This is a genomic window from Streptomyces sp. NPDC047130 (genome assembly GCF_040643475.1).
Classification (GTDB): Bacteria; Actinomycetota; Actinomycetes; order Streptomycetales; family Streptomycetaceae; genus Streptomyces.
The window spans coordinates 334,603-348,514 of the sequence record NZ_JBEYUK010000004.1 but is presented as its reverse complement, the minus strand read 5'-3'; the positions used below and the strand labels follow the sequence as shown (position 1 = coordinate 348,514).

Below are 13,912 nucleotides of genomic sequence, written 5' to 3'. Positions count from 1 at the left end.
ACCCCATCTTGCCGTACCGCCACCCCAGGACGAAAACGACCGGTCCCCGGGGCGCAGCGGAACGTGATGGGCGACTCACTCCTGGTGGGCGTCCCGGCGGCGCTGCCTGGCCACGCTGAGCACCGCGGCGCCGACGACGACCAGGCCCGCGCCGATCGAGGCGGCGAGTTCGGCGCCGCCGCCTCCACCGGTGGTGGCGAGGTCCTCGCCCCCGGGGGACGGCGGCGAGACGGAGGGCAGCGGGCTCGGCGGCTGGTGGGCCGTCTGCGTCCGCAGGGCGGCCGCGGCGCTGTCCGTGAGGCAGTCCAGCACCCCGCTGAACACCACGGGCCGGTTCTCCTTCGAGCCGGAGGCGGCCTCGACGCCGACGGTGTACGCCTCGTCCTCCGCGAGCGGCTGCGAGACCGTGCGCCGCTCCCCCGGGGCGAGCAGGTAGTCGGTGCCGGCCACCCGGTAGGTGAAGTCCTCGTCCCCCCGGTTGAGCAGGGTCACGTCGAGGCCGGACGTCCGGTCGGAGCCGGACGCCTCGCAGCGCTCCCGCGCCCACAGCCCCGGCACGGCGCCGTCCTGCCGCCACACGGTGGTGGCGGTGGCCCGCACCGTGGTCTCGCTGGAGGCGGCGACCACCTGGGTCTGGCTGCGGCTGTCGGAGGTGAGCGCCCGCCCGACGGGGACGGTGGTGGTGGCCTCCACCGTGAGCGTGGCGGCGCCGTCGTCGGCGTCGTGCGGGATGTCGACGTACAGCCGGCCGCCGTCGTCCACCGTCTCGACGGCCTTGCCGTTCTTGTCGGTGATCCACGCCGGGCTGGTGTCGGCGGGCGGCAGCACCGTCACGTCGTCGGCGCCGGTGCGGACGGTGATCGGGCCTATTCGGGTGCCGGGGCGCCCGGCCGCGGCGGGCGGCTCCAGCCTGAGGGAGGCGCGCGGCTCGTCCTGGGCCCGGGCGTGCTTCACCAGGTAGTCGGCCAGCCGCTCGGCCTGCGGGTCGGTGGCGGTGACGTCGGACCCGTCGGAGAGCCGCCAGACGGCGACCTGGGTGCCGGCGGCCGCGTCCTGCTCGGTGAGTCCCTTGGCCCCGGCCCGCGCGGCCAGTTCGGTCAGGTCGTCCACCTGGGGGTAGGAGTGGCGCAGCACCCAGACGATCCGCCCGGCGTCGCGGTTGCCGGCCAGCGAGGTGCCGCTCCAGTCGCTCTCCTGGTAGACGACCCCGGGCTGGGTGGTGCGTTCGATGTCCACGCCGTAGGTCTGCAGGGTCCCGCCGCCGTCCACGGAGAGCTCGAAGAGCCCGGCCGGCACCTCCCGTTCGCCGTCCGCCCCGCGGATCACCGCGGTGCCGAAGGCGCTCAGGTCGTCGGCGACGGCGGTGGCGCCGCCCGCGTTCCACTGCGGCGCCACGAGGCCGCCCACCTCCCCGGTGGCGGCGGACGCGCCGGTCGCCCCGGCCGCGGCCACCAGGCCGGACACCAGCGACACCACGGCGGCACGAACCGCACCGGACCGACGCGCGGACCTCGCGTGGAACGACGGAATCACGGAACTCCCCTCCGGTCACGGCCTACTGACGCGGGCCCTCGGGAGCCGTACACGGCGCCATCGACCCATGACCCACTCCGGCATCCTAGGGAAGGCGGCCGTCCGGCCCGGTGGCGAGCCGGGTCCCGGACGGTTTCCGACTCGTAATTGTTACCGCCCGAAACGCCACCAACCGGGGCCGATCCGGACGACTTCATGTGACATCACGTCAACAAGGGAGCACCCGCAGACGCTTGCACGCCCCACGGATCCGCCGGGGGCCCGGGCGGCGCCCCCTGGCCTGCCCGCACGGCCGCCTCGTACGTCTGCCGGACCGCCCCGCCGTCACCCGGCACGCCGCCCGCCTCGCCCCTGACGGTCCGCCGGAAGGCCGACGTGCCGCGCGCCAGGTCGTGGCCGACGGTGGCCGCCTCGATGTCGACGTCGGTCCGGGACTGGCCGTCCCGTGTGTCGGCGCGCACCTTCAGCCTGCCGTGGACCACCACCGGGTCCCCCACCGACACCGAGGCCGCCACGTTCGCCGCCAGGGAGCGGCGGGTCCACACCGTGAAGAAGTTGGTGTGCCCGTCCACCCACATGGCCTTCTCGCGGTCCCAGTAGCGGGGGGTGGCGGCCAGCCGGAACCGGGCGACCTGGCCCCGTTCGTCCTCCCTGTGCACCGGCTGCGTCGCCACGTTGCCGACCGCGCAGATCACCGTCTCGTTCATCGCTCGTCCCTTCACCACGGGCATCCGTGAGTACGCCGACGGGCCCGTCCCGTACGGCCTGCTCCCAGGGTGGGGCCGTTCGGGCGGGCCCGTGGCGGGCTGTGGACTCAGAGCGGGGTTGTGGACAACTGCCCCGCCCGTGCGGGTGAACGGGTGCCCCCGAGACCGCCGGGACCCCCCAGACCGCCGGGACCCCCCAGACCGCCGGAACCGACCGGGACGGCACCGCTGACCATGCCGTACTGCTCGCGCACCTCGCGGTGGCGGGCCACCTCCTCGACGACGGGCTCCAGCACGCGGATCCGGCCGCACTCCTCGGCGGCCTCCCGCAGCCGCAGTTCGGCCTCCAGGCCGTACCGCCGCGCGGGCGCCCGCGCCGCCGCCCGGCACGCCCACTCCACCGCCGGTCCGCCGACGATGCCGATCACCATCAGCAGCACCGGCAGGCCCAGGTCGGCCTCCAGCACCCCGACGATCTGCCCGGCCAGCCAGACGCCGCCGATCACCTGCACCAGCGTCATCGCCGCCTGCACCAGGACCGCCGCCGGCCACCAGAAGGGCCGCGGCGGCCTGCCGGGCAGGGCCGCCCGCCGGGACAGCTCGTCGAGTTCCTCCGGCAGCCCCTCGGCGCCGCGCAGCGCGGCCTCACGCACCGCCTGCGCCCAGGGCCCGGGCATGCCCTGGCAGGCGCGCTCGGTCACCCTCCGCACGGCCTGCTCCACCAGCTGGCGCGCGGTGGCCTCGTCGTCGGCGGGCCGGCCGACGGCGAGCCGCCGGGTGGTGAGCGGGGCCCGCCGCCCCTGGTACCAGCGCCACAGCCGCAGCCACGGCGTGCCGCAGGCCCGGTTGGCGCCGCGCATCCAGGCGCGTTCGGCGGCCTCCCCGGCGGCCCGGGATCCGACCGCGGCGGCCAGGCCGTCGGCGAACTCGTCGCGCGCCTCCTCGCTGAGGCCGGCCCGTGCGCCCGTGGTGTAGGCGGGGCGCAGCCGGGCCGCGGCGGCGTCCACGTCGGCCGCGATGCGCCGGGCGGCCGCCCCGCGTTCGCGGACGAACCGGCCGAGCGCGTCCTTCAGGTCGTCCACGCCGTCCCCGGTGAGGGCGGACAGCGCCAGCACGGTCGCACCGGGCTCGCCGTGCTCGCTGAGCGCGATGCCGTCCTCGTCGAGCAGCCGGCGCAGGTCGTCGAGGACCTGGTCGGCGGCGTCGCCGGACAGCCGGTCGATCTGGTTGAGCACGACGAAGGTGACCTCGGCGTGCCCGGCCATCGGCCGCAGGTACCGCTCGTGCAGCACCGCGTCGGCGTACTTCTCCGGGTCGACGACCCAGATCACCGCGTCCACCAGGGCGAGCAGCCGGTCCACCTGTTCACGGTGCTGGACGGCGGCCGAGTCGTGGTCGGGCAGGTCGACCAGGACCAGGCCGCGCAGCCGCTCCTCGTCCTCGGGGTTCTGCAGCGGGCGGCGCCGCAGCCGGCCCGGGATCCCGAGGCGGTCGATCAGCGGGGCGGCGCCGTCGCTCCAACTGCAGGTCAGGGCCGCGGCGGTGGTGGGCCGGCGCACCCCGGTCTCGGAGATGGCCACTCCGGCCAGGGCGTTGAAGAGCTGCGACTTGCCGCTGCCGCTGGCTCCGGCGATGGCGACGACGGTGTGCCGGCCGGAGAGCGAGCCGCGTTCGGCCGCGCGGTCGAGGACCTGGCCGGCCTCGGCGAGGGTCCTGCTGTCGACGCGTGCCCTGCTCATCCCGATCAGCTCGCGCAGCGCCTCCAGCCGGGCGCGCAGGTGGTTCCCGTAGACCGACTCGGCGGCGGGCTGCGGGGTGGAGGCGGAGGGGGCGGACACGTGGCGCGCGGCGAGGGGCTTCGCGGTGGCGAGCCCGGCGCGGCGCACCAGCGAGCCGCCCGGGCCGGGGAAACCGGGGGCGGCGGCGCCCCGGCGCAGCCCGATCCGTTCGTCGGCCCGCGTGCTCCCACCGGACCGGACCCGGGCGCGGTCCTCGCCCGCACCGTCCACCCGGACGCGCCGCACGTGGGCCCCGCCCGCGACCCCGGACTCCTCCTCCCCCTCCCCGGCCGCCGGGTCGGGGTCACCGGGCCGCCGCTCGGAATCGCCGGGCCGCCACCCGTCATCGCCGGGCCGCCGCTCCGTGCCGCCCGACCGCCGCTCCGTGTCGCGGTCGTGGACGGCCCGCTCCGCGCGCGGAGCGTCCGCCGTGGCGCCGTGGCCGGGCGGGGCGCCGTGGCCGGGCGGGGCGCCATGGCCGGGCGGGGCGGTGGTCGTGCCGTCGGCAGGGGGGCCGGCGGGGCCGTCCGCGGTGTGCCGGGCCGGTCCGTCGGGCCCGCTCCCCCGGGCGTCCCGGCCGCTGCCCGTCTCGTCGGGCCCGTCCCCCGGTCGGGGATCGGGCTGCTCGGGGCGGTCCGTGTGGTCCTCGTCAGTGACGGCGGTCACCGGTCACCTCTCCTTCTGCAGTACGGACAGCGCGGCGATCAGTTCGGCCTGCGGCTCGGCGTGCACGTCCAGCGCCTCCAGCGGGGAGAGCCGGCGTTCCCGTTCGGCCGCGATCACCCGGTCGACCAGCGAGGTGAGCAGCCGCGATCCCCGGTCCCGCAGGCGCAGCGCCCCGTGCGGACCGATCCGTTCGGCGAGCCGTTCGCCGGAGGAACGGGCCCGTCGGCCGCCCAGCAGCGCGGTGGCGGCCAGCGCGGCCACGGCCTCCGGGTCGGGCGCGCCGGAGCGTTCCAGCTCGCGGACCTCGTCCTCGGCGTACTCCTCGATCTCCCGCCGCCAGCGCCGCACGGCCATCCCGATGCGGTGCTCGGCGCTCTCGCCGCCGGACGCCTCGTCGTCGAGCAGGCCGGACGCCTCGGCGGCGGGTTCGCGGCGCCAGGTCTCGTCGGTGCGTTCGTCGGCGGCGGTCACGGCGCACAGCAGCAGTTCGGTCAGGCTGTCGCAGAGCGCGTCGAGCAGTTCGTCGGGTTCGCAGTCCAGCGGGTAGGCCCGCCACCGCTTCAACGCGTCCCCGGCGAGCGCCGCGCCGGCCTGGATCCGCCCGCGGACCCGCACGTGTTCGCTGTCGTACGCCTTCTCGACGGCGTTGGTGAGCCGCAGCGCGGCGGCGTACTGCGCGGCGGCCGCGCCGGCCAGCTCCGGCATCCGGGTCCGCAGCGAGTCCAGCACGCCCCGCGCGGTGCGGGCCACCGCGTACCCGCGGGCGGCGGGGTCCTCGGCGAGCCGGGTCAGCCACTCCCGCAGCGGGGCCACCGCAGTTCCCGGCAGCAGTCCGCCCCCGGAGGCCGACTCGGGCAGCTCCGGCACGGTGAACCGGGGCACCTCGCCGAGTCCGGCCTTGGTGAGCAGGGCCGCGTACTGGCGGGACACCTCGTTCACCACCTGGTGCGGCACCCGGTCGAGCACGGTGACCAGGGTGACGTCGTACTGCTTGGCGACGCGCAGCATGTTCCACGGCACCGCGTCCGCGTACCGGGACGCGGTGGTGACCATGATCCAGACGTCGGCGGCGCAGATCAGCTCGGCCGCCAGCACCCGGTTCTCGGCGACCAGCGAGTCGACGTCCGGGGCGTCGATCAGGGCCAGCCCGCGCGGCAGGGTCTCCGCCGTCTCGATCCTCAGCGCCCGCTGCGCGGCGCCGTCCCGCCCGCGCTCCCCCCGGCCGCCCCGCGCCCCGCGCACGCCGCGCCGCGCCGGTTCCTCGCCGGGGTCCCCGGTGTCGCCCTGTACGCGGGCGAGCCGGGGCAGCACCCGCATACCGCTGAACCAGTGACAGTCCTCCGGATGGCAGACCAGCACCGGGGTGCGCGTGGTCGGCCGCAGCACCCCGGCCTCGCTGACCTGACGTCCGACCAGGGAGTTGACCAGCGTCGACTTCCCCGCTCCGGTCGATCCGCCGATCACCGCGAGCAGCGGTGCCTCCGGATCCCGCAGGCGCGGCACCAGGTAGTCGTCGAGCTGCGCGAGCAGCTCCTCCCGGTTGGCCCGGGCCCGTGGGGCGCCCGCCAGCGGCAGCGGGAAGCGTGCGGCGGCGACGCGCTCACGCAGGGCGGAGAGTGCGTCGAGCAGCTGAGGCCGTACGTCCAAGGTCACCACATGTGAAGAATGCCCAATTTTACGGACTTTCTGAAGCATATGGGCATGTCTGCGTGCCGCCGGGTCCTGGAAGGGAAGGGACGGCCGGGCCGCATGCATAACGAGTGCACAACACCCGGCGCGTCAGGCGCGAAAAGCGCTGCGCGAATCAGCACTGCCTGGGATTATCGGGAATCGCTTCACCGAACCTCCACATCGAGCCACGGAGGCGAGGCGCTCGGGGCGCGAAGGATGGGACCCCTATCCTTGTCCCCGGCAACGTCAAGGACACGCCCGGACCCGGGCACCACGACAGAGGCCAGCACACCGGCCCCCGTAGCTCAGTGGATAGAGCAGGCGCCTTCTAAGCGCTTGGCCGCAGGTTCGAGTCCTGCCGGGGGCGCTCGAAAGGGCTGGTGACAGCCCTCCGGGCCCGGCGCGGCCCGCCCTCCCGACAGGGCGGGATCCGTGGACCGCGGCCAGGACCGCCCCGCGCACCCCGCCCGGCGGCCGGCCCCCGTACCGCTCACGCAGCCGGGCGAGCCGGCGCTTCCCCCGCCCCGTCCCGTCCGGCGGTCCCGCGCTGCGCGGACCCCGCACTCGCGGAACGAAGAGCCGATCTTCACGTCGCCACCCGGTCGCCCCGGAGGACACCGGCGTACGCCCCGGCACCGATTGAGCCCTTCCCCGGGACGACCACCGGGGCGGGGGCCCCTCACAGAGGCCCTCGCAAGGGCCCTTGCGAGGGCCCTTGCGAGGGCCCTTGCGCAGGCCGCATGTCGGCCACCACACCCCGGACCACCCCCCGCAGACCCTCCACAGGGGTGCGGGATGCGGCGAGGGCCGTTCGCCCTCCGCGCGGAGAGTTTCTGTTCCGCGGCCGAATTCACCCGTCCGGCGGTGGTGTTACGCCTGATCGGCGGCATGGTTCGTCCATCGGCGACGGCCCTCTGTTCAAAACGGGTGATTGCCTCGAACCATGCCGTTACCAGGACGACAGAGGCGCGTTGAAGGGGGAGTGCGGCGGCGTTGACCTGCTGTCGCCCTCACCGAGTAAGAAGGAGTACGTGATGTCTCGCATCGCGAAGGCTGCCGTTGTCGCGTTCGGCACGGGTGCCGTGGTTCTGGGCGGCGCCGGCATGGCGCTGGCGGACGCCGAGGCGGAGGGCCAGGCCGTTGGTTCGCCGGGTGTCATCTCCGGCAACGTGATCCAGGTTCCGATCCAGGTTCCGATCAACCTCTGCGGCAACACCATCGACATCATCGGCCTGCTGAACCCGGCCGCGGGCAACGTCTGCGCCATCGACAGCGAGTTCGAGAAGGACGACAAGGGCCACAACAAGGGCCACAACAAGGGCCACGGCTACGGCCACTGAGCCTGGCGTTCCGCTCTTGCGGTATTGCGACGAGGGCCTCGGCGGTTTCCCCGCCGGGGCCCTCCCGCGTGTCCGGGCGCAGGTGACGGCACGTCAAACGCCCCGCGCCCCCGCCGGGTGGCGGGGACCGGGGCGACGGCGCCGAGGGGGTGCCGGCGTCAGGCGGCGGCGTGGCCCCTCAGGCGTAGACGTAGATCTCGGCGACGTCCTCGACGTCGGCCGGGGTGGAGTTCCACGGCGGCAGCGGTTCGCCTCGGGCGACGATGCGGCCGTACTGGCTGTCGCGCGGCTCCGGGGGGCGTGCCGGCAGGTAGCGGGCGCCGCGGTGCCGCCGCTGCCAGCGGGTCCACAGCAGGTCGACGTAGGCGTGGTGGAGCCAGAACGCCGGGTCGTTGACGGACGCGGCGCCCAGCATGGTGCCGCCGATCCAGCGGTGCACCCGGTTGTGGTTGCGCCAGGATGCCTGACCCGCGCCGCGGCCCCAGCCTTCGATCCGGTTCCGGAAACCGCGTGGCGAGGTGGAGTCCCAGGGCGCCGTGTCGTACACCGGGTCCTCCATCGCCCAGGCGACGTCCCGGGCGGTGGGCAGGGTGATCGGGTCGTGGGACCGGCCCAGGTCGCGGGTGAGGTAGTCGGTGTCGGTGACGTTCACCTCGAGGATCCAGCCCTCGCGCCGGGCGAACGGCCCGGTGGTCACCTGGCGGTCGGAGCGCCGGCCGTTGCCGCCGAGCAGGCCCTCGGTCCACGGCGTCCCGGTGGCGCCGCGGTTCTTCGTCCAGTCCCAGTAGGGCAGCGTCACCGCGGGGTCGATCCGCTGCAGCGCCTCCTCGAACCGCAGCAGGAAGAGCCGGTGCCAGGGCAGGAACGAGGGCGTCATGTGCGCGGCGCGCAGACCGCTCTCCCCGTCGGGGGCGAAGTGTTCGATGTGCGTCAGGACGAACTCGTCGTACTCGCCGCGGCGTTTGAGTTCCAGGACGGCGCCGACGAACCGGCGGCGCTCTCCGTCGGTCAGGCGGCTGACGTCCTTACGGGTGTACGCCATGGCTCGCGCCCCTCCCCGTTCCCGGAGCGCCCCCGCCGGGAGCGCCCGCTCCCCCGGCGCCAGCTCCCGGAGCGCCCGCTGCCGGAGCGCCGTGGGACAGGCCGGTGAGCCGCTCTCCGGGCAGGAGTTGGTCCACGGCGGCCCGGGCGGCCGCCCGGGGGGTCGGGTAGGACCCGTAGTGGTCGATCATGCTCAGGTAGGAGCCGTCGGCGCGCCGCATCAGGTGCAGCGGCTGGTCGTCCACGGTGACGTGCCATTCCAGGGCCCCCTCGGCGAGGGCGGACCGGGCGTGGCTGCGGAATCCGCGGATCCGGCGGCCGCGGTAGACCTCGTCGAACAGGGCCTCGGCGACGCGTGACCCCTGTGCGCGGGGCGCTCCGTGCGCCTCGTGCGCCGCGTGCGTCTCGTGCCGGTGAGGGCGCCGGGGCGCCCGCGGGTCCTGCGCGTCGGTGGCGGGCAGCGGCCGGGATCGCGAGGCCGCCGCGGCGACCACCGGGGCGGTCACGGCGGTGAACGCCGTCGCCAGCAGAACGCGCAGCGCGCCCCGCCGGTTCCTCGGGACGGACATCGTGGTTCTCCAGTCCGGGGTGGGTGACGTGCTGCATGCCCCGGCCGAGGGCTGTGTGGGGGGCGGCCGGTGGGGCGGACAGGCGCGGGCCGGTCCCGCCGTCGCGGCGGAATCCGGCCCGGCCGGCGGTGCTCCCGGCGCGTCAGCCGAGGGGGAGGCCGCCGAGCAGTCCGCCGCCGCCCTGGTTGAGCTGCTCCGTCATGCCGTTCACGGCGTTGAGCGGGGAGCCCTCGGCCTCGGTGTTGAGGAGCGTCTCACCGCTCTGGTGCTGGATCGGCATCAGCGGACCGGCCAGCTCGGTGACCGTCCCCAGCGGGGAGGCGGGCGCCTCGGCGGCGGAGGCGGTCCCGGAGACACCGGCCGCGGCGGCCAGCGAACCGACGAGGACGGCGGCTGCCTTCAGAGACTTCATCGTGTTCCTTTCATGCCGCGGCGGCACGGCGACGCGCACCGCCACGACGGGCTTTCGACTCTCCGTGCCCAACGAGCCACCCCCTTCGGGGAAACCCCGTCGCACCGCTTCCGGCCGAAACCGCGCACCCGGAAGGCCCGGAACGGTCCGGAACGGTCCGGCCACCGTGCCCGGAACGAGGGCGGGCCGCCCTTCCGCGGGAAACGACGGAAGGACGGCCCACCCCGGGCAACCCGCCGGACCAGGGCCGGTACGTGATGCCGGGGCTGTCGGTGGACGCCGCGCACCTGGGGTGCCCGGCGCCCGAGGTGCCGTGGCGCGGTCAGGCGGCGACGCGTCCACGGCGGTAGAGGAGGGCACCGGCGCCGATGAGCGCGGCGGCCGCCGCGGCCGCGGCCGCGGTGCCCGCGGCACCGGTCTCGGCCAGCTGCGGGCCCTCGCCACCGTGGGGCACCGGGGCGGGCGGCACCGAGCGGTCGCCGGCCGGCGGCTGCTCCTGGTCGGTCGGCGGGTTCTCCTGGCCGGGGGCCGGAGGCTTGTCGTTGTTGTCGCCCGGCGGGTTGTGGCCCGGCGGGTTGTGGCCCGGCTCCTCGTGGCCGTAGCCGGGCGGGTTGCCGGGGTTGTGCGGGTTGTGCGGGTCACCGCCACCCGGCTTGCCGGGACCTTCGTGGTCCTCGTCCTCGACCTCGGTGTTGGTCAGGCAGGTGTTGCCGACCGCGGGGTTGAGGAGACCGATGACGTTGATCGAGTTGCCGCAGACGTTCACCGGCACGCTGATCGGCACCTGGATCGCATTGCCGGACAGGACACCGGGGGAACCGGCGGCCTGCGCCTCCGCCTCGGAGTCTGCGAACGCTGGTGCGCCGTATGCGGCGAGGAGGCCGGTAGCGGCCGCGGCCATGGCCGCGCCCCTGCTCAGAGACTGTCGCACTGCTGATGATCTTCCTGCTCGAAGAATAGGAGAAGGCCGGCTCCGGCACGCCCCGTGGGCATGCCGGAGCCGGCCCGGGTGCAACCGAGTGGCCCGGTACGTCAGTCGATGACGCAGACGTTGCCGAAGGCCGGGTTGAGGATCCCGATGACGTTGATCGTGTTACCGCACAGGTTCACCGCGAGCTGGACCGGAACCTGGATGACGTTGCCGGAGACCACACCCGGGGAACCGACAGCCTGCCCCTCGGCCTCGGCGTCGGCGAAAGCCGGAGCGGCGATGGAAGCCGCCATCAGGGCGCCCGCGACGACAGCAACGCTCTTCTTCATGAAGTTTCCCTTCTCAACGGTCATGCCCCTGTGTCGGCCGGAACCGAGCGAGCTCACTGGAACGGCTCGCACCATGACCTGCCGAGAAGTAGAACGAGGCGATGGCCGGGAGGAAACTCCGCAGAACGCACCATCCCGGAATTCACCCGAATGCCCACTGTAGTGTGACAAGTCATCCAGGAAAGCGGGGAGTTGCGGCAGGCGGGTGCCTCAGGAGATCCCTCGGAGCGATGCGTCGGGAAGACGCGTCGGGCACATGCGTCGGGCAGACGATCAGGGCGTCTTCCGGTACAGCTCCTCGATCTGCTCCTTGTACGCCTCCGCCACCGCGTGCCGCTTGACCTTGAGGGACGGGGTGAGCAGCCCGTTGTCCTCGGTCCACTCCCCCTCGACGAGGACGAACGAGCGGACCGACTCCGCGCGGGAGACCGCCTGGTTGGCGTGGTCCACGGCCTTCTGGACCTCGGCCCTGATCCGCTCGTCGCGGACCACCTCCGACATGGGGGTGTCGGCCGGCCTGCCCCGCACGGAGAGCCAGTGGGCGACGGCCTCCGGGTCCAGCGTGATCAGCGCGCCGACGAACGGGCGGTTGTCGCCGACCACCATGCACTGGCCGATCGGCGGCCGGCTGCGCATGCGGTCCTCGAGCACCGCCGGGGCGACGTTCTTGCCGCCGGAGGTGACGATCAGGTCCTTCTTGCGGCCGGTGATGGTGAGGTAGCCGCCCTCGTCCAGGGCGCCGAGGTCCCCGGTGGCGAACCACCCGTCGCGCAGCACGGCGTCGGTGGCCTCCTGGTTGTTCCAGTAGGCGCCGAAGACGATGCCGCCCTTGACCAGCACCTCGCCGTCCTCGGCGATCCGGACGGCGGTGCCGGGGACCGGGCGGCCGACCGTGCCCGGACGCGGTTCCAGCGGCGGGACCACGGTGGCCGCGGCGGTGGTCTCGGTGAGGCCGTACCCCTCGTAGATGAGGACGCCGGCCGCGTAGAAGAAGAGGTTGAGCTCGCGGTCGAGCGGCGATCCGCCGCTGATGGCGTACCGCAGGCGGCCGCCGAGCTCCTTGCGGATGCGGCGGTAGACCAGCAGGTCGTACAGCGCCCAGCCGGCCCGCAGGCCGGGGCCGGGACCGTCGCCCCGGCCCAGGAAGCGGCGCAGGTGGGCCTCGGCGAAGCGGACGCCGAGGCGCTCGGCGCGGTCGAACGAGGCGCCGCGGCCGATCTTCTCCGCGGTGGCCCGGCCGGTGTCGCGGATCTTCTCGAACAGGTACGGCACGCCGACCAGGAAGGTGGGGCCGAACTCCCGGAACAGCGGGCGGAGTTCGTCGGGCTTGATGCTGGGGCAGTGCCCCAGCTCGATCCGGGCCATCTGGCAGGCGATCTGGATGGTCCGGCCCAGGATGTGCGCCAGCGGGAGGAAGAGCAGCGTGGAGGCCGCCTGACCGGTGGCCGCCTTGAACACCGGGTGGAGCAGCTCGACGGTGTTGGCGGCCTCGGCGTGCAGGTTGCCGTGGGTCAGCACGCAGCCCTTGGGGCGGCCGGTGGTGCCCGAGGTGTAGCAGAGGGTCGCGATGCTGTCCGGGCCGAGCGCGGCGCGGCGTTCGGCCACCGCGGAGTCGGGCGTCTCCCGCCCCAGCGCGGTGAGTTCGGCGACGCCTCCGCCGTCGAGCTCCCACAGCCGCACGGGTTCGGGGTGGTTGCCCTGCCGCACGGCGGCGGCGAGTTCGGCGGTCTCCACGACGGCGAGGCGGGCGCCGGAGTCGGCCAGGATCCACTCGACCTGCTCGGGCGAGGAGGTCGGGTACACGGGGACGGTTCTGCCGCCGGCCGCCCAGATCGCGAAGTCGAGCAGCGTCCACTCGTAGCGGGTCCGGGACATCACGGCGACGCCGCCGCCGGGTTCGAGGCCGGCGGCGATCAGGCCCTTGGCCACGGCGGTCACCTGGCGGGCGAACTCCTCCGCCGTCACCGGCGTCCACACCCCGCCCTCGCCGCGGCGGCGCAGCACCACGGCGTCCGGCGCCTCGGCGGCGTTGGTGAACGGCAGGTCCGCGATGCTGCCGCGAGTGGGCGGCGTGGCCAGTGCGGGGGTTCGGGCCTCGCGCACGACGCCGTGCTCGTCGCGGACGATCTCGACGGCCGCGGAGTGGCCGCCCATGCTCCGCCGTGCCCGCTTCATCTCCTTGCGTACGCCCATGTGCGCTCCTGGTCCGGCGGTCAGGGGGTGTCGGAACGCTAACTTACTCGCGCGTAAAGAAGAGTCAACGGGTCTGACGTGAAGGGGTGGCGGAGGCGGTCGCGGGGCGGGGCTCGAACGGTCCTGGGGCGGGGGCGGAGCGGGGACGGAGCCGGGGTGGAGGCCGGGGGGCGGAGGGGGAGGACGGGGGAAGGCGGCGGGAAACCGACTCGGGGATGTCGGTGCCGGGGACTAGAGTCGGGGCAGCGAGCCGGGTGCGGGCGGGCCCCGGCGGTACGGTCGGTCCGACGTCGGCGTGAGGTGGGGCGCATGAAGCTGCGGTACGCCGTGGCGTGGGTGGGGTGCACGGTGGCGGCGCTCGCGGTCACGTATGTCGCGGGGGCGGTTTCCGGGGGGTCCGCGCCCGTGGAGGTGCCGGGGGTCACGGCGGATCTGCCGGCGGGTGGGGTGGAGACCGAGGCGGCGCTCCCGCTTCCCACCGCGACGGCTCTCGCGGGCTGACGCCGCCTTCGCTGCCGCGGGGGTGACCCCTGTGTGCCGCGAGGGCCCTGCGGGCGGCTGAGGCTGTCGGCGACGCCTGCCATCGCGGCCGTGGCCGGGCTCCGACGGCTCGCCGCGGGGGCGGCGCCCTCCGTGGCGAGCGGCTCGCACCACCACGGGCCGGCCGACGGCACCGTGCGCACGGTGCCGCAGCGCATCGCGGCGCGAGGCAGCGCCCGGTGGACAGCACTGCCCCCCCGAC

General features: G+C 74.8%; 11 protein-coding genes and 1 tRNA gene. 2 read left to right on the top strand and 10 right to left on the bottom strand.

Going from position 1 to position 13,912, the window contains the following annotated elements:
• Window positions 1-75 precede the first annotated feature (75 nt).
• The 4 genes from ABZ836_RS08865 to ABZ836_RS08850 form a co-directional block, all read right to left on the bottom strand.
• Window positions 76-1,476 carry a thioester domain-containing protein gene (locus ABZ836_RS08865; protein ID WP_361140785.1) on the bottom strand — a complete coding sequence of 467 codons (1,401 nt, stop codon included), beginning with the start codon at window positions 1,474-1,476 and terminating at the stop codon, window positions 76-78.
• A 260-nt stretch (window positions 1,477-1,736) separates the two neighbouring features.
• Complete coding sequence (locus ABZ836_RS08860) at window positions 1,737-2,240, bottom strand: single-stranded DNA-binding protein (protein WP_356135725.1); 504 nt, start codon at window positions 2,238-2,240, stop codon at window positions 1,737-1,739.
• A 107-nt stretch (window positions 2,241-2,347) separates the two neighbouring features.
• The gene (locus tag ABZ836_RS08855; RefSeq protein WP_361140783.1) at window positions 2,348-4,684 is read right to left on the bottom strand and encodes a GTPase; all 2,337 of its coding nucleotides are present in this window, start codon (window positions 4,682-4,684) and stop codon (window positions 2,348-2,350) included.
• A gap of 3 nt (window positions 4,685-4,687) precedes the next feature.
• On the bottom strand, window positions 4,688-6,340 hold the full coding sequence (locus tag ABZ836_RS08850) for a dynamin family protein (RefSeq protein WP_361140781.1): 1,653 nt from the start codon (window positions 6,338-6,340) through the stop codon (window positions 4,688-4,690).
• Between the two features lie 309 nt (window positions 6,341-6,649).
• Here ABZ836_RS08850 and ABZ836_RS08845 point away from each other — a divergent pair.
• Window positions 6,650-6,722, top strand: a tRNA-Arg gene (locus ABZ836_RS08845).
• A gap of 667 nt (window positions 6,723-7,389) precedes the next feature.
• Entirely contained in the window at window positions 7,390-7,695 is a 306-nt protein-coding gene (locus ABZ836_RS08840) for a chaplin (RefSeq protein ID WP_356135719.1), read from the top strand.
• 178 nt (window positions 7,696-7,873) lie between these two features.
• Here the strand turns inward: ABZ836_RS08840 and ABZ836_RS08835 are convergent, their stop codons facing one another.
• From ABZ836_RS08835 to ABZ836_RS08810, 6 genes are all read right to left on the bottom strand, one after another.
• Window positions 7,874-8,737 carry a tyrosinase family protein gene (locus ABZ836_RS08835; RefSeq protein ID WP_361140779.1) on the bottom strand — a complete coding sequence of 288 codons (864 nt, stop codon included), beginning with the start codon at window positions 8,735-8,737 and terminating at the stop codon, window positions 7,874-7,876.
• Window positions 8,721-9,305, bottom strand: a complete 585-nt coding sequence (locus ABZ836_RS08830; RefSeq protein ID WP_361140777.1) for a tyrosinase family oxidase copper chaperone — start codon at window positions 9,303-9,305, stop codon at window positions 8,721-8,723. Before ABZ836_RS08830 ends, ABZ836_RS08835 begins: the two co-directional genes overlap by 17 nt.
• Window positions 9,306-9,447: 142 nt before the next feature.
• Window positions 9,448-9,717 (bottom strand): hypothetical protein, encoded by a 270-nt coding sequence (locus tag ABZ836_RS08825; RefSeq protein WP_356135711.1) that lies wholly within the window; start codon window positions 9,715-9,717, stop codon window positions 9,448-9,450.
• 322 nt (window positions 9,718-10,039) lie between these two features.
• On the bottom strand, window positions 10,040-10,648 hold the full coding sequence (locus tag ABZ836_RS08820; protein WP_361140775.1) for a chaplin family protein: 609 nt from the start codon (window positions 10,646-10,648) through the stop codon (window positions 10,040-10,042).
• Between the two features lie 101 nt (window positions 10,649-10,749).
• Window positions 10,750-11,001: a chaplin gene (locus tag ABZ836_RS08815; protein ID WP_361140773.1), complete on the bottom strand. Its 252-nt coding sequence runs from the start codon at window positions 10,999-11,001 to the stop codon at window positions 10,750-10,752.
• A gap of 249 nt (window positions 11,002-11,250) precedes the next feature.
• Complete coding sequence (locus tag ABZ836_RS08810) at window positions 11,251-13,170, bottom strand: long-chain fatty acid--CoA ligase (protein WP_361140771.1); 1,920 nt, start codon at window positions 13,168-13,170, stop codon at window positions 11,251-11,253.
• Between the last annotated feature and the right edge of the window lie 742 nt (window positions 13,171-13,912).

Bases quoted from the DNA above. Each gene is read 5' to 3' on its own strand.
- ABZ836_RS08860 (WP_356135725.1), bottom strand. From the start codon at position 2,240: ATGAACGAGACGGTGATCTGCGCGGTCGGCAACGTGGCGACGCAGCCG.
- ABZ836_RS08840 (WP_356135719.1), top strand. From the start codon at position 7,390: ATGTCTCGCATCGCGAAGGCTGCCGTTGTCGCGTTCGGCACGGGTGCC.
- ABZ836_RS08835 (WP_361140779.1), bottom strand. From the start codon at position 8,737: ATGGCGTACACCCGTAAGGACGTCAGCCGCCTGACCGACGGAGAGCGC.
- ABZ836_RS08830 (WP_361140777.1), bottom strand. From the start codon at position 9,305: ATGTCCGTCCCGAGGAACCGGCGGGGCGCGCTGCGCGTTCTGCTGGCG.
- ABZ836_RS08825 (WP_356135711.1), bottom strand. From the start codon at position 9,717: ATGAAGTCTCTGAAGGCAGCCGCCGTCCTCGTCGGTTCGCTGGCCGCC.
- ABZ836_RS08815 (WP_361140773.1), bottom strand. From the start codon at position 11,001: ATGACCGTTGAGAAGGGAAACTTCATGAAGAAGAGCGTTGCTGTCGTC.
- ABZ836_RS08810 (WP_361140771.1), bottom strand. From the start codon at position 13,170: ATGGGCGTACGCAAGGAGATGAAGCGGGCACGGCGGAGCATGGGCGGC.